Here is a 20,491-nt window from a genome sequence, read left to right on the forward strand (position 1 = left end):
ATTGCTTATTTGAAAGTCGAACGGATCGCTTCTCCGTTTGTGACAATTGCTTTGTATAACATTTCCAGGTCGAGTTTACCCTCTTCATCATCATTATTGGCAGTAATGATCGCATTACCCTTTAAAGATTCCTCACGGTATAAAGCTTCTTTCACTTCCGCACTGTCAAACGATATTTTAAAACTTAGCCTGGACGTTATCTGGTCAACCGTCTGGTCGAATAAAATTTTTCCTTCATCAATGATAGTTATCCGGTCTATCAGGCTTTCCATGTCTTTTACCTGGTGAGTACAAATGATGATACATTTACTATCATCAATCGCTCCTGCAATTACTTTCCGAAACTGGCTTTTACTCATGATGTCAAGTCCATTGGTTGGCTCGTCCATTAACAACAAAGAAGTATTGCAGGCAAGACCAAAACTGATCAGCGCTTTTTTCTTTTGACCATAACTCATCTGCTGCAATTTGTTGTCGATGGGTATTTCAAATTCCTTCAGGTAATTGTTGAATTGCGGCTGATTGAAACGCGGATAAAATGGCGCATTGCAATCAACAAACTTTTTGATGGTAACGTTTGGCAGGTAAAACTCTTCGGGTACCATAAAAAGCTCCTGCAGAAAATCGGGCTGACGCAACCCTGGCGTATGGCTTAAAACCTTAACCGTTCCCTGGTCCGGAAATAAGAGGCCGGCAATATTCCGAAGCAAGGTTGATTTACCCGTACCATTTTTTCCCAGCAGACCATAGATATGACCGGCCTGCAGCGAAAGGTTGAGTCCGGTGAATACCTTTTTCTTTTTATAAGCGAAGTGAAGGTTTTGGATATCTATCATTTCTTATCGTTTTAGTGTACTATTGTAGTAGTACAGTACAAATGTAGGCCACTTTTCCATATTGCCAAATATTTTTGATCCCGTTCATCCAATTTTTTTTACCCGCCGGTTTAGCATTCAGAATAAATAGCTGATTTACAAGCATTTAAAATGGATGGCGGCGCTAAGGTGGAACGAAATTTAATTTTGTACCTTGCAGCCCCATTATCAATGAGTTGTGCTGTAGGAATTTAAATCACCAATAAACAAGTATGAACAAAACCGAATTGCGTCGCCAACAGGCGTTAGAATATCACTCAAAAGGAAGGCCGGGGAAGATTGAAGTTGTCCCCACTAAGGATGCAAAAACCCAAAGGGATCTTTCCCTCGCTTATTCTCCCGGTGTTGCCGAACCTTGCAAAGAAATTGCTGCAAATAAAGAAAACGTCTATAAGTATACAGCAAAAGGAAACCTGGTAGCCGTTATAAGCAACGGAACCGCTGTGCTGGGTCTTGGAGATATTGGGCCAGAAGCGGGTAAACCTGTGATGGAAGGAAAAGGCGTGTTGTTTAAAATATTTGCAGACATCGACGTATTTGATATCGAGATCAATGAAAAAGATCCTGAGAAGTTTGTACAGATTGTAAAAGCATTGGAACCCACTTTTGGTGGCATCAACCTGGAAGATATCAAAGCTCCTGAATGTTTTTATATAGAAAAGAAACTGAAGGAAACCATGAGCATCCCGGTGATGCACGATGATCAGCACGGTACCGCCATAATCAGCGCCGCGGCTTTATTGAATGCACTGGACATCCAGAAAAAGAAGATCGACAAGGTAAAATATGTAGTAAACGGCGCTGGCGCCGCTGCCATGGCCTGCGTGCAATTATATGTTGCATTGGGAGCTAAGTTTGAGAACTTTCTCATGTTCGATCGCAAAGGCGTCATTCACAAAGGAAGAACAGATCTCGATGAATTGAAAGCAAAGTTTGCCAATGCCAAAAATGAAATGACCCTGGAACAAGCGATGAAGGATGCCGATGTATTTATAGGATTAAGTGCCGGCAACGTGGTATCGCAGGACATGGTCAAGTCAATGGCTAAAAATCCTATTGTTTTTGCTATGGCCAATCCTGATCCTGAGATCACCTGGGAAGATGCTACTGCGGCAAGAAAAGATGTGATCATGGCAACCGGCCGCAGCGATTATCCTAACCAGGTAAATAACGTGTTGGGATTTCCTTATATCTTTCGCGGTGCACTTGATGTTCGGGCCACGCAAATCAATGAAGCCATGAAAATGGCCGCAGTAAAGGCATTGGCCGAGTTGGCCAAAACCCCCGTTCCGGATATTGTGAACCTGGCTTACAATGAGAAAACAATTTCATTCGGCCCAAATTATATCATTCCCAAACCCGTTGACCCGCGTTTGCTGGCAACTGTTTCGCCCGCTGTAGCTAAAGCCGCTATGGAAAGCCGAGTGGCGCAGCACCCTATCACCGATTGGGATGCTTATGTCTCGCATTTGGATAACCGGCTCGGCATCGATAACCAGGTAATGAGGGCTATTGGTAATAAAGCCCGCCGTGATCCCAAACGAATCGTATTTGCAGAAGCAGATAATGCAAAAATTTTGAAAGCAGCAGCCGTTGCATTTGATGAAGGCATCGCTTACCCGATTTTATTGGGTGATGAAACAAAGATCAGAACCCTGGCTGCGCAAAATGCTATTGAGCTGGATGGGGTACCTATATTTGACCCCCGGAGCGACAGTACCGAAGAAAAAAGAAATCAATACTCAGAGATCTTTTTTGCAAAAAGAAACCGCAGGGGCTTCAATGCCTATGAATCTAAAAAAATCATGCGTGACCGAAATTATTTTGGCTGCATGATGGTGGAATGCGGCGATGCAGATGCCATGATCTCGGGTCTTACAAAAAATTATCCTGATACGATTCGCCCAGCCCTGCAAATTATCGGAACCGAAGACGGTGTCAATAAAATAGCGGGCATGTACCTGATGATGACAAAACGTGGTCCCCTGTTTTTGGCTGATACAACCGTTAACTTTAATCCCACAGCGGAAGAGTTAGCTGAAATTACCTTGCTGGTGGCAAAAGAGGTTCGTCACTTCAATATCATTCCCCGCATTGCCATGTTGAGCTATTCAAATTTTGGCAGCAGTAATTCCCCGGAAGCAAGATTGGTAGCCGAAGCAAGAAAAATGGTGAAAGAAAAAATGCCTTCGCTGATTGTGGATGGAGAAATGCAGGCCAATGTGGCGTTCAATAAACAAATGCTGAAAGAAAATTATCCGTTTTCTGAACTAGTTGACAAAGATGTAAACACATTGGTGTTCCCTAATCTTGCAGCAGGTAATATCACATATAATATTTTAAAAGAGTTAGGCGGTGCCGACGCCATCGGTCCGGTATTGTTGGGTTTAAAAAAACCTGTGCACATTTTACAATTGGGTAGTTCGGTAAGAAGTATTATAAACATGGCGCTGGTTGCCGTGGTGGATGCACAGATCAAATGCAAAAATTCTTCAACCGAAGATATTGTCAATAAATCTCCGTGGTGGAAACGGTTTAAAAAAGTAAGCAGGGATATGTGAGAGGTTTAAAAAGTTCAAGGGTTCCGGGATTCAAGACGTTTAAAAAGTTTGGCAAGGTCATTTGAAAATCTTTGAAGCATATTGAACATCTTAAACCTATTAAACATGTTAAACCTTTTAAACTTTTCAGCGTATTTTACAGAATAAATCTTTGGATGAAAATTATAAAGGACATAGGCCGTTTCCTGTTGATGCTAAAGGGAATGTTTACCAGGCCCGAGAATGGGAAGATGTATTGGAAGGAGTTTATGCATCAATGCAATGATATTGGCATTGGTTCGCTGGGTATCGTCGCTATTATTTCTGTTTTTATTGGCGCCGTATCTACCCTGCAGACAGCTTATCAGCTGGTAAGCCCGCTGATTCCTCTTTCTACCATTGCACAGATTGTTCGTGATACCGTGATCCTTGAATTTGCGCCTACGCTTACCTGCATCGTATTAGCCGGTGTGGTAGGCAGCAAAATCGCCAGTGAATTAGGTAACATGCGGGTAAGCGAACAAATAGATGCGTTGGAAATAATGGGCATTAATACAAAGTCATATCTGATCTTGCCCAAAATAGCCGCGGGGCTATTGATGATCCCTTTTTTGGTTATTGTTGCCATGACGCTGGGAATCTGGGGAGGCCGCTTAGCTGGTAGTATGGCGGGCATTCTTCCAACAGAAGCATATGATAAGGGGCTGCATGAAACATTTAAACCTTACAATGTATTTTTTGCATTGGCTAAGTCATACACTTTTGCCTTTATCATTTGCAGTATTTCTTCTTTTTATGGTTATTATGTACAAGGAGGCGCATTAGAAATTGGAAGAGCAAGTACTAAAGCGGTGGTTGTAAGTTGTATACTTTTATTGTTTGCGGATTATGTGTTGTCGGCGTTGTTACTGTAAAGAAAAGCTATGAGTCCGGGGCATGAGGTCACGAACTGCGGGACTTAAAACTTATAAAGCCAATATTTATTCTAAAAGCTCATAGCTCCCAGCTAATAGCTCAAAGTTTTTGTTATGATCGAAGTAAAGAATATTAAAAAAAGTTTTGCTGATAAGATCGTCATCAACGATGTGAGTGCTTCGATGAAAGCCGGGCAGTGCAACCTGATCATCGGGGCAAGTGGAAGCGGAAAGACTGTTTTGATGAAGTGCATGGTGGGATTGTTTGCACCTGATAGCGGTGAGGTATTATATAGTGGAAAGGATTTTACCGGCATGAACAATGAAGAGAAGACACAGGTTAGAAAAGAGATTGGCATGCTCTTTCAGGGCTCAGCTTTGTTTGACAGCCAAACGGTGGAACAGAATGTAATGTTCCCGCTGGATATGTTTACCAAAGACAACTACAGCACAAAACTAAAACGGGTCAACGAAGTTTTGGCAAGGGTAAATTTGGTAGACGCCAATAAAAAATTTCCTTCAGAAGTGAGCGGCGGGATGAAAAAAAGGGTGGCTTTAGCAAGAGCCATTGTACTAAACCCCAAGTATCTTTTTTGCGATGAACCCAATTCGGGCCTTGATCCCCAAACGTCGCTTGTTATCGATAAGCTTATTCAGGAAATCACCCAGGAATATAATATCACCACCGTAGTCAATACCCATGACATGAACAGTGTAATGGAAATAGGGAATTATATTTTGTATATGTACAAAGGCAATAAAGAATGGGAAGGAACTAACAAAGAAATTATTTTCAGCAAGAACCAACGCCTCAATGAATTCATTTTTGCTTCAGAATTCCTGAAAGATGCCAAAGAGATGCGTATGCTGGAGGAAACCGGTAAAATACCTAATAATAGGAATATAGATGATATGATGAAGTAGGATCAATGGTCCAATACACTTAAACAATCTACAAATTTGCCATGACATAAAAACCAAACTGACTGAAAAGGATCTAATCGATGTAAATTTTTTTTTGCTGTATAGTAAACTATCGATAAAAATTTTTACGGGGATTGGAGTATTCATGTCGGTAATATCGACTGTATCATTCTTTTTTCAGACCCGGCATTCCTCTTTTACAATGATCATCGCACCCGTATTTATGCTGATCGGGTTTCCGCTTCTACAATATTTTGCATCTAAACGAGATTATACTTCAAATAAAAGGATCAGTGAGACGATAGAATACCAATTTGGCAAGGACCTTCTTTTTGTTAAAGGAGAATCTTTTACAGCTCAACTTACCTGGGACAAAATATATAAGGTCAGCAAAACCAAAAATTGGCTATTGATCTGGCAAAACAAACAAGTAGCAAATGTCATACCCAGGCGGGATATATGGGAAGGCGACATAATTGAATTAAAGGAGATCTTACAAATCCATAATGTAACGAATAATTTGTAAGAAACCGGGCAATTGATCGGTTTTCGGATTCAAGATCAAGCTCAATTTTTCCCAAATCAAAAACCATAAACCACCCACCCATTAACTCACAACAATCCCTTACTTTTGCCCCACTTAATTTTAGACTTATGAGCATTCTCGTCAATAAGAATTCAAAAATATTAGTACAGGGCTTTACCGGGACGGAAGGCACTTTCCATGCTACACAAATGATCGAATATGGAACTAACGTGGTTGGCGGTGTTACCCCCGGCAAAGGAGGAAATACACATCTTGACAAGCCAGTATTCAACACTGTAGCAGATTGTGTCAAGGCTACGGGTGCTGATGTAAGCATCATTTTTGTTCCGCCTGCCTTTGCCGCAGATGCCATTATGGAAGCTGCTGAAGCAGGAATCAGGCTGGTAGTTTGTATCACCGAGGGTATTCCGGTACAGGACATGGTAAAAGTGAAAAACTATTTACAGGGTAAAGAGACCCGGCTTATCGGGCCGAACTGTCCCGGTATTATTACCGCCGGTGAATGTAAAGTAGGTATCATGCCAGGCTTTGTATTCAAACAAGGCCGTATCGGTATTGTTTCAAAATCCGGAACATTGACTTACGAAGCGGCAGACCAGGTGGCAAAAGCCGGCTTGGGTATTTCAACAGCAATTGGTATCGGTGGCGACCCTATCATTGGCACTCCTACCAAAGAAGCAGTTGAATTATTTATGAACGACGCTGAGACAGATGCCATAGTGATGATCGGTGAAATTGGGGGTGGCATGGAAGCAGAAGCAGCAAAATGGATCAAAGAAAATGGAAATAAAAAACCGGTTGTAGGATTTATTGCTGGCCAAACAGCGCCTCCCGGTCGCCGGATGGGGCATGCCGGTGCGATTGTAGGTGGTGCCGATGATACAGCCGCTGCTAAAATGAAAATCATGGCCGAATGCGGTATCCATGTAGTAAACAGCCCGGCTGATATTGGTAAAAAAATGGCTGAAGTGATGAAGAAGTGAAAAGTGAAAAATATTCTTAAAAAGAATGGCCTCCGGTTTGGAGGCCATTCTTATTTTGTGGTCTTTCATTCATTAATACCATCAATATCTGTCATAACCCCTGATAAATCTTTCCAGTTCTGCTTTGCTGCTATTGTAGCTGAATACGTCCATCAGCATATCATAATTTTGTTTATCCACTGTATTAGCGTAAGCTTCCTTGGCCAATTGCAATTTATTGTTTTCAAAATTGAACAGTAAAAGCATTTGCTCCACCTGTGCTGCTGTCAGGTTGTTTGTTTTCACCACCTGCGAAGCCGATTTCATTTTATTCGTTTCAAGCCATTCTTTTTTGATGGCGGCAATCACATTTCTGAACTCGCTATCATTCATACCACGGGCATACCCGTTGTGGCTGTCGTAATCACCATGGCTTCCCCACTGACCACCATTATCATAATCATATGTCCTGTCATTGTCATCGCGGCGATTGTCCCAACCACGGTCTTGCCTGTCCCAATCTCTCCTTAGTTTATTTTCCTGCATGCTGATACGACCGTTTCTTTCGATGGTGACAAAAAGATGGGTTCTTCTTTTGATATGGATGGTAGAGTTAAACACCATTTCGTAACCACGGCCAGACATGTTGAAGAAACCACCTCTTCTTTGTCTGAACACTTTTATAGTGTGATAACCGTCATCAATGCCCCGTATCATCATTGAGTTATCGTTAGGATCAAATCTTTTGCCGTCCAGTACAACCTTGATATCGGCATTGTCCGCTGATTTAATCGTAAGTATGCTTTGTGGTCTTGCAGCAGCAAAAACAGCGATACTCATGAATAAAGAAGTTAAGAGTGTAAAAAATGTTTTCATACTATTTGTTTTTACGTTTATTCAAAATTGAATTCACTTGTATAGAAGTGAAACAAAATCCTTCGTTTAAAAAAGATTTGGGAAGAAAAAGTTAAAAGCTACAGCACTAACCATAGAAAGATTATCGTAAGGCACTCCAAAAGCAGGCCCGGCCTGGCTTTTAACAGGTCCTGATTAACCACTTCCGTTACGTATGAAATCCGAAACATTTCTGCATCTTATCCCTTGCACAGGATTCTTTAACTTGTCATTGATTTTAACTACCAGATATGAAACTTATAAAAAGGATTTGCTTTTTTACAATCTTACTCAGTCTATTTACCATGAGTGCCGAAAGCCAAAACAACATAAAGAAATACGACGCTGCCTGGAAAAGAGTGGAAGAATTTTCCAAAAAGAATCTTCCCAAATCAGCCCTGGCTGAGGTAAAAAAGATATATGACATGGCTAAAAAAGATGGCTCGGCAGGCTCACCACAGGAGGCTCAACTTATAAAATCCCTGGTGTATATGACCGGGCTGCAGGCTGAGAACCGGGAGGACAATGAAGTGTTTTCGATTGCAGAAATGGAAAAAGAAATTGCGGTTTCCAAAGAACCGGTTAGTGCGATTTTGAATAGCCTCTTAGCTGAAATGTACTGGAACTATTATCAGCAAATCCGCTGGGATTTATATAACCGAACCAAAACGACCAATTTTAATAAAAATGATATTGCCACCTGGGGTGCTGATGATTTTCATAAAAAGATCGGCGAATTATACCTGCAATCGATAAAGCCTGAAAAACTATTGCAGCAAACCAAATTGGAATCCTTTGATGCCATTATTATAAAAGGAAATGTTCGTCATCTTCGTCCTACCCTTTTTGATTTGCTGACTCACCGGGCATTAGATTATTTTGAAAACGACGAAAGAGACATCGCAAAACCAGCTTATGCTTTTGAAATCGACCAGGCAGCGGCTTTTGATCCGGCTGCAGATTTTATTCACCGGAAATTTTCAACCAAAGACTCCTTGTCCCTGCAATACCACGCATTAATCATTTATCAGAAATTAATCGCCTTTCATAGCAAAGACACAAAACATGACGCTTTGATTGATGCGGATATTAAGCGTATTGAATTTGTAAGAAACAAATCAGTGCATCCTGACAAGGAACAACTCTATTTTAATGCCATCAATCACCTGGCCCGTCAATATGAAAGTACTCCCGCCGCATCCCAGGCCTGGTATTTGTTAGCGGCTTATTACAATCAGCAGGCCGATGAGTACAAACCATTTGGTGATACAACACATCGTTATTCAAGAGTAAAAGCAAAGGAAATTTGTGAAAAGGTTTTAAAAAATAAAGCTGCAGAAGGGACTGAAGGAGCCATCAATTGCTACAATTTATTAAATCAACTGAATAGCCAATCACTGCAATTCAGTGTAGAAAAGGTGAATGTACCTGGCCATCCCTTCAGGGCTTTTGTAGCGTATAGAAACGTCAACCAGCTTTCCTTACGCCTGATCAAAGCAGATGAAACATTGAAAAAACAATTGGAAGATCAATATGGTGATAAATACTGGACATCCATCCTTGCAGCCAAACCCATTCTCGACTGGCAGCGACAACTTCCGGCAACCAACGACCTGCAGCAACATAGCGTTGAAATAAAGATCGACGCCCTGCTTTCCGGGGATTATATATTGGTGGCTGGTACAGACAAAGAATTCAACAACAAAAAAACTTTGCTCGGCGCCAGGTTATTTTACGTATCCAACATCAGCTATGTCAACAATGGTAATGATTTTTTTGTGTTGAACCGCGACAACGGTCAACCACTGGCCAATGCCGCAGTACAGGTTTGGGAGCAGAAATATGATTATAAACAATCAAAATACACAAAGGAAAAAGCGAGGCTCTATAAGACTGACAATAATGGCTTTTTCAAAAAAGAACAAACGAGCCAGGAGGCCGGCAAACGTTATAGCAATTATTCATATCTGCTGGATATTACCTATAATAATGACCGGCTATTTATGAATGACCTGGTGTATGACTATTACTATTATCGTGATAATATTCCTAAGGAACCCAAAACAAGCAGCACTGTTTTTCTTTTTACCGATCGCAGCCTTTATCGCCCGGGGCAAACGGTATATTTTAAAGGCGTAGTGCTAAACAGGTCGGTGGAAGAAAAAAAGGCATGGACTAATGACAACTATCAAACGACAATTTATTTGCGTGATGCGAACTACCAGGATATTGATACAATCGTTGTCAAAACCAATGAATACGGTTCATTCTCCGGCAAATTTCAATTGCCACAGTCTGGTCTGAATGGGGATTTCAGTATTTACACCAAAAAAGATAATGGCAATGCCGGATTTAAAGTGGAAGAATACAAACGTCCCAAATTTTATGTGGATTATGAACCATTGAAAGGCACTTATAAAGTAAATGATACAATAAAAGTGACCGGTGTTGCAAAAGCCTATGCAGGAAACAATATAGATGGGGCCATGGTAAAATACCGGGTAGTTCGCCAGCCCCGATTTATTTATCCGTGGTTATTTTGGCGTGGCTGGTTTCCACCCACTGCACCTATGGAAATTGCACATGGCGAGGCTACAACAGATAAGGGCGGCAAATTTGTTGTCAAATTTACCGCCATACCTGATCTGAAAATTGAAAAGAAACTGGAGCCGGTATTTGACTACACGGTGTATGCGGATATTACCGACATCAATGGAGAGACAAGAAGTGGTGAGCAAAAAATTTCTGTTGGTTATAAATCATTGCTTTTAAAAACAAACATCCCTGCAACGATTTCCGTTGACAGTTTAAAAACATTATCTATTCGTACGGAGAATATGAATGGACAGTTTGAACCTGCCAACGTAAAAGTCACCATCGCTAAATTAAAAGAAGAAAAACGCTTGATCCGCAGCCGCTATTGGGAAAGGCCTGACCAGTTCGTCATCAGTAAAGAAGAATATATCAAGAACTTCCCTTATGATGAATACGATAATGAAAATGACCCTAAGACATGGGAGAAAGGAGAAAGAGTTTTTGAGAAGAGCGATTCGGTGAAGCAGAGTGGGGAATGGCAAGTGGAAAATGGGAGATTTGGTATAGGTTTTTATGTTATCGAAATTTCAACGAAAGATAAAAACGGTGAAGAAGTAAAAGATGTAAAATATATTGAGCTATATGATGAAAAAAGCAAACAATTAGCCACACCACAATATTTATGGTCAGAAGGTGCCAAACCCATTGAGCCCGGAGAAAAAACAACAGTCAGGCTGGGAACATCGGCCGATAATTTATTTGTAGTACAACAATTGGATAAAGAAACCGGCAACCAGCAACCGGGAGCTGGCAACTATTCGTTCCTGAAATTAAATAATGAAAAACGTTCTTTTGATTTCACAGCATCCGAAGCTGACCGTGGTGGTTATGGCGTGAGCTGGTTATTTGTAAAACATAACAGGGTTTATCAATACAATCAAACCATTATGGTTACTTGGACGAATAAAGAATTGAGTATAGAATATGCGACTTATCGTGACAAAACATTACCCGGCAGTGAAGAAAAATGGAAACTAAAAATCACCGGTTATAAAAATGAAAAGCTGGCTGCTGAAATGCTCGCAAGTATGTACGACGCTTCACTCGACCAGTTTTATCCGCATCAATGGAATAAGCCTTCTATCTGGCCAACATATAATTCCCGCAGATTCTGGAATAGCAGCAACAATTTTGTAAAGGTCGAGTCGAATGTTAAGCCTGGAGTTTATCCTGACTCAAAATATTTTCAGAAACAATATGATCAACTTCTATCGACCTACTTCAACGAAATAGTTGTTGTCGGATACGGAAAACAAAGGAGAGCTCTAGCGGGTAGAGTACCGGGAATTGAAATGGCTGACATGAATGTTGCTGCTGCTCCTCAAGTTGAAATGATGAAAATGACCGAACCAAAAATTGTTAAAGACGAGGAAGTATCTGAACCTCCTGCAACGCAAGAAGAGTTGGATTCTGCAATCATGACAAAAAAAATTGGGCAAAGGCCTATCGATAACTCAGCCATTCAAATCCGCAAAAATTTCAATGAAACAGCTTTTTTCTTTCCCAATTTAAAAACAGACGAGAGAGGTGCTATTGAATTTTCTTTCACTTTGCCGGAAGCATTGACCAAATGGAAATTCCAGGCGTTGGCGCATACCAAAGAAGGCGCACTAGGTTATAGCACTAAAGAAATCATTACGCAAAAGCAATTGATGGTGCAACCCAATGCGCCAAGATTTTTACGGGAAGGCGATAAAATGGAATTCAGTGCCAAGATTGTCAACCTCGCCGATAAAGAATTGACAGGACAGGCAGAACTACATTTGTTTGATGCTACCACTAACCAACCAATTGACGGCTGGTTCAGCAATATGGCGCCGGTACAGTTTTTCACCGTAGCTGTGGGTCAAAGCCAAGCCGTGCAATTCCCGATTGTTGTTCCCTATCAGTTCAATAAAGCATTAGTGTGGCGGATCGTTGCGAAGGCGGATGCTTTTAGCGATGGAGAGGAAAATGCCATGCCTGTTCTAACGAATCGCATGTTGGTTACGGAAACACTGCCATTGCCGATGAGGGGTACAGGCACCAAAAATTTCTCCTTTGAAAAATTATTGAACTCCGCAAATTCGGAAACTCTTCAGCACTATTCGCTCACCGCAGAATACACTTCTAACCCGGTATGGTACGCCGTACAGGCATTACCTTACCTGATGGAGTATCCTTATGATTGTGCAGAGCAAACCTGGAACCGTTATTATGCTAATTCACTGGCAACGTTTATCGCCAATTCGTCGCCACGCATTAAGCAGGTTTTTGAGCAATGGAAAACAAAAGATACTGCCGCACTGCTTTCCAACCTGCAAAAAAATGAAGAGTTGAAGGCCATCCTGCTGGAAGAAACTCCCTGGGTATTGCAGGCAAAAAGCGAAACAGAACAAAAAAAGAATATTGCTTTATTGTTTGACATGATACGAATGAGCAAAGAAGTCAGTAGCTCTTACGACAAGCTGAAGCAAATGCAAAGCAGCAATGGTGGTTTTGTGTGGTTCAAAGGTGGACCCGATGATCGCTACATGACACAATACATTGTCACAGGCATCGGTCACCTGAAAAAATTAAATGGTTATGCCGAAGGGCAAAAACCAAAGCTGGACGAAATTTTAGTATTGGCAATTCCTTATCTCGATAAAAAAATAAAAGAAGATTATGACAACCTGGTCAAACACAAAACCGACCTCACAAAATACACACCCGATTACAGCATTATACAATACCTGTATATGCGAAGCTTTTTCCCGGAGTATAAAATAGCGAACGCTTCACAAAAGGCCTATGACTATTTCAGGACCAGAACCCAGTTAACCTGGACAAAGCAAAACAAATACATGCAGGGAATGATCGTACTTGCTTTAGGCAGAACAGGTGACGCAAAAACGCCGGTGGAAATATTGAAGTCATTGAAGGAAACTGCGATTATCAATGAAGAATTGGGCATGTATTGGAAGGATGCAAGGCGGGGCTGGTTCTGGCATGAGGCGCCAATCGAAAGACAGGCATTACTGATAGAAGCGTTCCAGGAAATTGGCAGGGATTTTAAAACCGCAGATGATTTAAAAACATGGTTATTGAAAAACAAGCAGACCAATCGCTGGGAGTCAACCAAAGCAACAGCCGAAGCCTGCTATGCCTTATTGTTGCAGGGCACCCAATGGTTAACAAATGAGCCATCGGTTCAAATTAAACTCGGCGACCTTCTCATAACCCCTTCCAAAGGAGAAGGAACAGAACCTGCTGAAGCTGGCACAGGTTATTTTAAAAAAACTATCGATGGGAAGGATGTAAAACCAGTAATGGGAAACATCTCCGTAACAGTAGGTTCTTCGCAAGTCTCTCGGCCGGCTGGCGGAGGAGATTTAGAGGGGGCCACATACGGTGCTGTTTACTGGCAATATTTCGAAGACCTGGATAAGATCACGACTGCCTCTACTCCACTCCAGCTGGTAAAGAAATTGTTTGTAGAAAAGAACTCTGATCGAGGGCCTGTGTTGACGCCAGTGAATGACGGCGACATTTTAAAAGTAGGTGATAAGATAAAAGTGCGGATAGAACTGCGGGTTGACAGGGAAATGGAATATGTGCATATGAAAGATATGCGGGCATCTGCTATGGAACCGGTAAATGTATTGAGCAGCTATAAATGGCAAGGCGGTTTAGGCTATTATGAATCTACCAAAGACGCCAGCACCAATTTCTTTTTCAGTAACCTGCGCAAAGGAACTTATGTTTTCGAATATCCTTTGTTTATTACTCATGCCGGCAATTTCAGTAACGGCATTACAACTATACTATGTATGTATGCTCCGGAATTTTCTTCACACAGTGAAGGAATTCGCATCAACGTGGAGTGATCGATTCCTCCTCTCCTTTGGAGAGGAGGTTAGGAGGAGAGGTCATGCACCGGAATTTAGTTCGCATAGCGAAGGGATTCGCCTGTCAATAGAATAATTTATAGATGCTTATTAGGGTTGGTCAGTTGATCAACCCTAATCTATTTATTCATTAGTTATCATACTGTCAATGAACTTATTTTTGCTTCATGCAGATAGATTATTTAATTGTTGGACAGGGCATCAGCGGAACTTTTCTTTCCTATTATTTGCAAAAGGAAAATAAAAGTTTTTTAGTCATTGATAACAACTATGAAAATGCTCCTTCAAAAATCGCAGCAGGTATCATCAACCCGGTAACCGGAAGAAGATTAGTAACAGTGTGGATGGTGGATGAAGTGTTACCTTATGCATGGAAAGCTTACCAGGAGTTTGGCCATGACCTTGGAATAACTGCCATATCTCAAAAACCAATCATTGATTTTTTTCCCAACCCTTTCATGCGGGAAAGTTTTTTACAAAAGATTGAAAGTGGTGATAAATATGTACACTCCTACCCGGAACAAAATCATTTCAATAATTTATTTAACTATGAATTTGGTTGTGGCGAAATACGACCAGCATATACGGCGCACCTCGAAACATTATTACCTGCCTGGCGAAAAACACTGATTGCAAGCAACAATTTATTGGAGGAAAATTTTGAGCCGGAGCATTTAAAAATTGAAGCCGATAAAATTCAGTATAAAGAAATTATCGCCGATAAAATTATATTCTGCGATGGCACATCCAGTTTTGAAAATCTTTTTTTCAAACAACTCCCTTTCGCACCCAACAAAGGGGAAGCATTGGTTGTGTCGATTCCCGGTTTACCCGACACGCATATTTATAAGAAATCAATGATGATTGTTCCGCTGGCGGAAAAAGATTTGTTTTGGGTTGGCGCCAGCTATGTCTGGGATTTCGAAAATGCCAATCCAACAACTGCGTTCAGGGAAAATACAGAACAGGTTTTAACACAGTGGTTAAAAATTCCTTTTACGATTGTTGAACATCGATCGGGGTTGCGGCCGGCCACACTGGAACGACGGCCCTTTGTTGGATTTCATCCCTCACATCCATCGATCGGGATATTGAATGGCATGGGTACAAAAGGATGTTCACTGGCACCTTTTTTTGCCAGACAGCTGGTGGATCATCTTTTATACGAAGAGCCAATTGCAAAAGATGCAGATATAAAAAGATTTTCAAAAATTTTAACCCGCTCCTAACTCCCCTTTAAGGGATGGGGGTAAGTAGCTACGGCAGCTGCCAGGCGTCTTTTTTTATAATTTTTGATAAAAAGACGGAGACGGTAGAGCAGAAATAACGTAATCATGGTTCGGTTATGAGCAATTTAGTTTTCGTTACAGGGTCCTGGTTGAGTACATGGCTTAATGCTTCGTAGAGATCAGGCATATTTCTTCGTAAGCCTTCAGGGTTTTCAAAAAACGCTTCAACACTCACTGCCCAGAACTCATGCATATTACTGAAAGCATAGCTTCTTAAATAACTGCGACGCTTTGCAATAACGTCTGCCAATATGGGGCCGGTCTTGGTGGAAAACCGTTCATAGTTTAATCGAAAATTTGGATCCATACCATACTGGGCAAAAAAGTTATTATAAAGTAAAGCATGAGCCATCTCGTGCACAGCTACATTGATGTTATCATTTTTATAAGAATACCCGTACAAAAAATGTTTCCATGAAAGATAGATTCCGTCAGGAGCAACATGACCGATATACAGTTCATCGTCATTATCCAGGCGATAAGCATCGGCCAGGATATAAATGTCTTTGAAATAAGATAGCTGGTAATTTTTTAAACCGAATGTCACCTGCACAGCCGATGAACTTACCAATATAGCCGTGGCTTCATTTTTTTCCATCCCGATAAAATGAAATCGTTTCTGATTACGAAACTGGTGTGCTCTTTTTACAAATTTCCATTTAGAATAAATCGGGAGATCATTGAAATAAGAAAACACACTCCCGATCACATAAGAATAATCATTGAAAATGGCGGCATCAATACTTTCTTCTTCAGGTAGTGGGGTTATAGCCGAACGGGAAGTTCGGGAAAACAGGCCACTCAGTCTTTGAAGAATTGATTGCATAGTGCACGGTTCGGTGTTTAAATATAGACAACGAATGAACAACTTGCAAACATATACTGGTTATTTTCCGCTAGTAAATCTACGTATAATTCATCAATGAACTAGCAGCCAAGAGGGTGAAAAAGTTATTCAGCAGTTCAACATATTTAATCCTCAGCAACAATCGGACTTCACAACACATTACTCCTCCTGGCTGATTTATTACACCAATGCTTTAAGAATCCTGGCCAATTTATAGTTGAATTGGCCAATACTGTCTCGCTTACTATCTTTGCCGCCCATAAAGAAGCGTAAACCGTTGGCTGTAAAGCCTTCCAGCTGATTTGTTGGACCCTTTAACGCATAATTTTAGAATTTCCATGTATAGAACTCATACCTGTGGCGAATTAAGAATAACAGACGTTTCAAAAGAAGTAACCCTGGCCGGCTGGGTGCAAACTGTCCGGAAATTTGGCGCCATTACTTTCGTGGACCTTCGTGACCGCTATGGCATCACTCAATTATTATTTGGCGAAGAACTAAACAAACAGCTTGATGAAAATCCATTGGGCCGGGAGTTTGTATTGCAAGCCACAGGAATGGTAAGCGAAAGAAGCAGCAAGAACAGTAACATATCCACAGGTGAGATTGAAATAAATATTTCCTCTTTTTCCATTCTCAATAAATCGGCTGTTCCTCCTTTTACTATTGAGGACAAAACCGACGGTGGCGATGACCTCCGCATGAAATATCGTTATCTCGATCTGAGAAGAAATGCTGTGAAGAAAAACCTGGAACTGCGATATGCAGTAAACCGGGCTGCCCGAAATTATTTGCATTCGAACGGCTTTATGGATATTGAAACGCCATTCCTGATCAAATCCACGCCAGAGGGAGCCAGGGATTTTGTGGTGCCTTCCAGGATGAACCCCGGTCAATTTTATGCATTGCCCCAATCGCCGCAAACCTTTAAACAATTGCTGATGGTAAGCGGCTATGACCGCTATTACCAGGTGGTAAAATGCTTTCGGGACGAAGATCTTAGGGCCGACCGTCAACCCGAGTTTACCCAGATCGATTGCGAAATGGCTTTCGTGGAGCAAGAAGACATTTTAAAAATGTTTGAAGGTTTGATCAAATCTATTTTTAAAGAAGTTAAAGGGATAGATTATACTGAAACCGTTCAACGGATGACATGGGAAGATGCTATGTGGCAATATGGTAATGACAAACCCGACATCCGGTTTGGCATGGAACTGTTGAACCTGAAAAAACCTTCTTCTGTTTATACAACAAAAAAAGACAGCCGTGATTTAATTGATGGCGCAGGCTTCAAAGTATTTGATGAGGTAGAAACCGTGTTGGCCATTGCTGTTCCCGGTTGCAGCGAATATACCCGGAAGCAAACAGATGAGTTGACCGAATGGGTAAAACGTCCGCAGATCGGCATGAAAGGTCTTGCTTTTATAAAATGCAATGCAGACGGCAGTTATAAAAGCAGTATCGATAAGTTTTATACTGAAGAAAAATTAAAAGCTATTGCTGACGCAACACAGGCAAAAGCCGGTGACCTTGTGTTGATATTGGCCGGAGCCGAAGAAAGAACAAGAAAAGCCATCAGCGAGTTGCGGCTTGAAATGGGCAAACGCCTGGGCTTTAGAAAAGATGATGAGTTCAAATTGTTGTGGGTGCTGGATTTCCCTCTGTTTGAATACGATGAAGAAGGCAATCGGTGGGTAGCCCGTCACCACCCTTTTACTTCGCCCAAGCCACAGCAGATAGAGACGATGATCAACAACAACCCGGTTATCGAAAACGCTGCAGAATATCTAACTCATCCTTATGCCAATATCAAAGCCAATGCTTATGACATGGTATTAAACGGAAATGAGATTGGCGGTGGCTCCATCCGTATTTTCCAAAGAGAGTTACAGGAAAAAATGTTTGCGGCACTGGGAATGGATAAAGCCGAACAGCAACATAAATTTGGCTTCTTGTTAGGTGCGTTTGAATATGGAGCGCCACCTCATGGCGGAATTGCTTTTGGCTTTGATCGCCTGTGCGCAATACTCGGAGGCAGCGAAAGCATCCGTGATTTTATCGCTTTCCCTAAAAATAATAGCGGGAGAGATGTAATGCTCGATGCACCGGCTACTATTGATGATAAACAATTTGATGAACTGCAGATAAAATTGGATCTGAAATCCTGATGCCCCTCCGCTGGAAACTGTTTAGACTGCTCTGTATCCTGCAGATGATGGCTGCCGGGTTTAAGGCCATGGAGGCATTGCTAACTTTCTTTCAGCATATTTCGTTTGGAAGCATCGTGGGGGTATTGCTTTTTAGTTCAATATTTATGTTGACAATATTGGCAATAAACCTGGTTAACAATAATTATCCTGATAACCCGGTCGAGGGCAGGCAGAAAAAAGTGTTCAACAGGCTTTTTCTGTTGAATTTTGTTTTTCTAACCTTTTTGTTTGGGTTTATCATTATCGAAGTCAGGGAGATCAAACAACTTGCTATGGTATCGGGCAAGAACTTTTTTGATTTCTCGTTCAGCATATTTGTCTTGCTGCTACTTTACACTTCCATGCTTATCCTGCAACTGGTGATTCTTTTTGGTTTATATAAGCTGCGCCTTGAGTTGTATGAAAATTTTATGAACCGGAAATTTGAATTTGAAAGAAATTAATTCAAAATAGTTTTGTTACGATTGGCTTTCCATTTCCATCGGGAATAAATCAGCAATCCTCCAATAATAAACCCGAGAGCAACAAGACGAAAAATGGATCTTCGTTGTATGGTATCCCGGTCCTCTCCCGTACTCATCTTTTTGGAAGACATTTCAATGTAATAGCTGAGTTGCGGATACTCTTCGTTAATCTTTTTTACACCGGAAAAGCGCTTCAATGCTTTTGTGTAATAACCTGAATAAAAAAAGCTCAACGCCCTATTGAATGCAAGTGCTGCCTGGCTCATTTTGGTATCAACCTTTGCCGAATCAAGAAAGCTCCTGATAATTGAGACCGGGATGGCGAAATTAAACCCTGAGGCCAGACTTCCTGTTTTCTGCTCAAGGCTGCCGAAAGTAGCAAGGCCTATCACTTCTCCCCTATTATTGCAAACAGGACTGCCGCTGCTGCCGTGAGTGATAACGGCATCCATTTGAATAACGGGCCACCCACCCACCGATCTTTTCACGGCACTTACAATACCCGAAGTCAGGGTAGGTTCAATATTCGTTTCTTTTGCCAGGAACGTATTCGACGTCACTGGCTCAGGATATCCGTATACTAATACCTGTTCGCCAATTCTGGTGCTTGTTTCTCTACTGAGAGGCAAGGTTGGAAGTTGGAATACGCTGTCAATCTTTAACAAGGCTACATCTTTTCCCGGCATAGGCGTCCCTTTGATAATAACCCGGGCAGGTAATCGCTTCGTCTTTAATTTATCATCGCTGTCATCCGTTCTAAACTGCACATAGATTTCCCGCTGCAGGTCAAACAGGATCATGGAAGATACCTGGGAATAAATGGCGCTATAGGCATTATTTAACAGGTTTCTTTGTTCGTCATTTAATACCATTGCCCAGGATTCCTGCAATGCTTTAATATTAGCTTCCGTCACTTCCTGAAAGGTCGACAAAGTAAACTTGCGCCTGATAAAGGAACTGTCTCTGTCGATGATATGGGCATTTGTAATGAGATAGCCATCCCCGGTTATAAAAAAACCTGTTCCGGAGGATAAGATGCGGTGCCGCTGGCGAAAATATTGTGGCGTAGCGGAAAAGAACCGAAACGGGCTATTGTATAAAGCTTTTACAACAATATCCAACTTTTCTTCTGCTGAAAACATGGTGCCGGTCGTGTCAAGTCGTTGCACAGAATCCACAAGCTGGTTAAACCTGCGTTGATTCATTTCTACTTTATTGACATATACGTTTGCCGAAAAAACCGTCTGCACCATTGCCACGGCCGGAGAATTTGCCGCATAACTTTGCTCCGTCGAAATAACCTGGGCATGACCGGCATTATGACTTAAAAGTCCGATAAACAAAAAAAAGGCTATATAATTTCTTCTTACCATTAGCTTTCCAAACATTCGTTCAAAGTAATAAAACAATCCGATTGCCGGCAATAAACAAAAAAATTATCCAGCTAAAACGATCTAATGCTCCCGATATTCTTCATGTGTACTTTGTTTTTTAAACTCAATGCTTTAAAGAGTGTAAATATTTGAGGAATTCGCTATATTCGACAAAACGGTTGCTAAAC

The 20,491-nt window shown here is 41.4% G+C and carries 13 protein-coding genes; 9 read left to right on the forward strand and 4 right to left on the reverse strand.

All coding sequences use genetic code 11. The annotated features are described in order from the left end of the window. Window positions 1-5 precede the first annotated feature (5 nt). Entirely contained in the window at window positions 6-836 is an 831-nt protein-coding gene (locus P2W73_RS14890; protein WP_276502860.1) for an ABC transporter ATP-binding protein, read from the reverse strand. Window positions 837-1,087: 251 nt separating this feature from the next. Between P2W73_RS14890 and P2W73_RS14895 the strand changes: the two genes are divergently transcribed. From P2W73_RS14895 to sucD, 5 genes are all read left to right on the forward strand, one after another. Continuing rightward, the gene (locus tag P2W73_RS14895; RefSeq protein ID WP_276502861.1) at window positions 1,088-3,436 is read left to right on the forward strand and encodes an NADP-dependent malic enzyme; all 2,349 of its coding nucleotides are present in this window, start codon (window positions 1,088-1,090) and stop codon (window positions 3,434-3,436) included. A 155-nt stretch (window positions 3,437-3,591) separates the two neighbouring features. Continuing rightward, window positions 3,592-4,329: an MlaE family ABC transporter permease gene (locus P2W73_RS14900; protein ID WP_276502862.1), complete on the forward strand. Its 738-nt coding sequence runs from the start codon at window positions 3,592-3,594 to the stop codon at window positions 4,327-4,329. Window positions 4,330-4,443: 114 nt separating this feature from the next. Next, on the forward strand, window positions 4,444-5,253 hold the full coding sequence (locus P2W73_RS14905; RefSeq protein WP_276502863.1) for an ABC transporter ATP-binding protein: 810 nt from the start codon (window positions 4,444-4,446) through the stop codon (window positions 5,251-5,253). A 202-nt stretch (window positions 5,254-5,455) separates the two neighbouring features. Next, complete coding sequence (locus P2W73_RS14910) at window positions 5,456-5,779, forward strand: YcxB family protein (RefSeq protein ID WP_276502864.1); 324 nt, start codon at window positions 5,456-5,458, stop codon at window positions 5,777-5,779. Window positions 5,780-5,907: 128 nt separating this feature from the next. Next, window positions 5,908-6,783 carry a succinate--CoA ligase subunit alpha gene (sucD, locus tag P2W73_RS14915; protein ID WP_276502865.1) on the forward strand — a complete coding sequence of 292 codons (876 nt, stop codon included), beginning with the start codon at window positions 5,908-5,910 and terminating at the stop codon, window positions 6,781-6,783. 81 nt (window positions 6,784-6,864) lie between these two features. Here sucD and P2W73_RS14920 read toward each other — a convergent pair whose 3' ends face one another. After that, window positions 6,865-7,638: a proline and serine-rich protein 1 family protein gene (locus P2W73_RS14920; protein ID WP_276502866.1), complete on the reverse strand. Its 774-nt coding sequence runs from the start codon at window positions 7,636-7,638 to the stop codon at window positions 6,865-6,867. A 269-nt stretch (window positions 7,639-7,907) separates the two neighbouring features. On the opposite strand from P2W73_RS14920, the gene P2W73_RS14925 reads away from it, so the two are divergent. Both P2W73_RS14925 and P2W73_RS14930 read left to right on the forward strand, forming a co-directional pair. After that, window positions 7,908-14,099: an alpha-2-macroglobulin family protein gene (locus P2W73_RS14925; RefSeq protein ID WP_276502867.1), complete on the forward strand. Its 6,192-nt coding sequence runs from the start codon at window positions 7,908-7,910 to the stop codon at window positions 14,097-14,099. Window positions 14,100-14,287: 188 nt separating this feature from the next. Beyond that, window positions 14,288-15,349: an NAD(P)/FAD-dependent oxidoreductase gene (locus P2W73_RS14930; RefSeq protein ID WP_276502868.1), complete on the forward strand. Its 1,062-nt coding sequence runs from the start codon at window positions 14,288-14,290 to the stop codon at window positions 15,347-15,349. A gap of 103 nt (window positions 15,350-15,452) precedes the next feature. On the opposite strand, the gene P2W73_RS14935 is transcribed toward P2W73_RS14930, so the two are convergent. Then, complete coding sequence (locus P2W73_RS14935; protein WP_276502869.1) at window positions 15,453-16,235, reverse strand: zinc-dependent peptidase; 783 nt, start codon at window positions 16,233-16,235, stop codon at window positions 15,453-15,455. Window positions 16,236-16,594: 359 nt separating this feature from the next. Between P2W73_RS14935 and aspS the strand changes: the two genes are divergently transcribed. Together aspS and P2W73_RS14945 are read left to right on the forward strand one after the other, a co-directional pair. Continuing rightward, window positions 16,595-18,424 (forward strand): aspartate--tRNA ligase, encoded by a 1,830-nt coding sequence (gene aspS / locus P2W73_RS14940; protein WP_276502870.1) that lies wholly within the window; start codon window positions 16,595-16,597, stop codon window positions 18,422-18,424. Between the two features lie 47 nt (window positions 18,425-18,471). Further along, window positions 18,472-18,909, forward strand: coding sequence for a hypothetical protein (locus P2W73_RS14945; protein ID WP_276502871.1), 438 nt, complete (start codon window positions 18,472-18,474; stop codon window positions 18,907-18,909). On the opposite strand, the gene P2W73_RS14950 is transcribed toward P2W73_RS14945, so the two are convergent. Beyond that, window positions 18,906-20,318 (reverse strand): S1C family serine protease, encoded by a 1,413-nt coding sequence (locus tag P2W73_RS14950; protein ID WP_276502872.1) that lies wholly within the window; start codon window positions 20,316-20,318, stop codon window positions 18,906-18,908. The genes P2W73_RS14945 and P2W73_RS14950 overlap by 4 nt on opposite strands. Window positions 20,319-20,491 lie beyond the last annotated feature (173 nt).

The sequence above is a fragment of the Terrimonas pollutisoli genome (assembly GCF_029360765.1).
GTDB lineage: Bacteria > Bacteroidota > Bacteroidia > Chitinophagales > Chitinophagaceae > Terrimonas_B > Terrimonas_B pollutisoli.

Excerpts from the sequence above, each read along its gene's own strand:
- P2W73_RS14890 (WP_276502860.1), bottom strand. The coding sequence starts at position 836 with ATGATAGATATCCAAAACCTTCACTTCGCTTATAAAAAGAAAAAGGTA.
- P2W73_RS14895 (WP_276502861.1), top strand. The coding sequence starts at position 1,088 with ATGAACAAAACCGAATTGCGTCGCCAACAGGCGTTAGAATATCACTCA.
- P2W73_RS14900 (WP_276502862.1), top strand. The coding sequence starts at position 3,592 with ATGAAAATTATAAAGGACATAGGCCGTTTCCTGTTGATGCTAAAGGGA.
- P2W73_RS14905 (WP_276502863.1), top strand. The coding sequence starts at position 4,444 with ATGATCGAAGTAAAGAATATTAAAAAAAGTTTTGCTGATAAGATCGTC.
- P2W73_RS14910 (WP_276502864.1), top strand. The coding sequence starts at position 5,456 with ATGATCATCGCACCCGTATTTATGCTGATCGGGTTTCCGCTTCTACAA.
- sucD (WP_276502865.1), top strand. The coding sequence starts at position 5,908 with ATGAGCATTCTCGTCAATAAGAATTCAAAAATATTAGTACAGGGCTTT.
- P2W73_RS14920 (WP_276502866.1), bottom strand. The coding sequence starts at position 7,638 with ATGAAAACATTTTTTACACTCTTAACTTCTTTATTCATGAGTATCGCT.
- P2W73_RS14925 (WP_276502867.1), top strand. The coding sequence starts at position 7,908 with ATGAAACTTATAAAAAGGATTTGCTTTTTTACAATCTTACTCAGTCTA.
- P2W73_RS14930 (WP_276502868.1), top strand. The coding sequence starts at position 14,288 with ATGCAGATAGATTATTTAATTGTTGGACAGGGCATCAGCGGAACTTTT.
- P2W73_RS14935 (WP_276502869.1), bottom strand. The coding sequence starts at position 16,235 with ATGCAATCAATTCTTCAAAGACTGAGTGGCCTGTTTTCCCGAACTTCC.
- aspS (WP_276502870.1), top strand. The coding sequence starts at position 16,595 with ATGTATAGAACTCATACCTGTGGCGAATTAAGAATAACAGACGTTTCA.
- P2W73_RS14945 (WP_276502871.1), top strand. The coding sequence starts at position 18,472 with ATGGCTGCCGGGTTTAAGGCCATGGAGGCATTGCTAACTTTCTTTCAG.
- P2W73_RS14950 (WP_276502872.1), bottom strand. The coding sequence starts at position 20,318 with ATGTTTGGAAAGCTAATGGTAAGAAGAAATTATATAGCCTTTTTTTTG.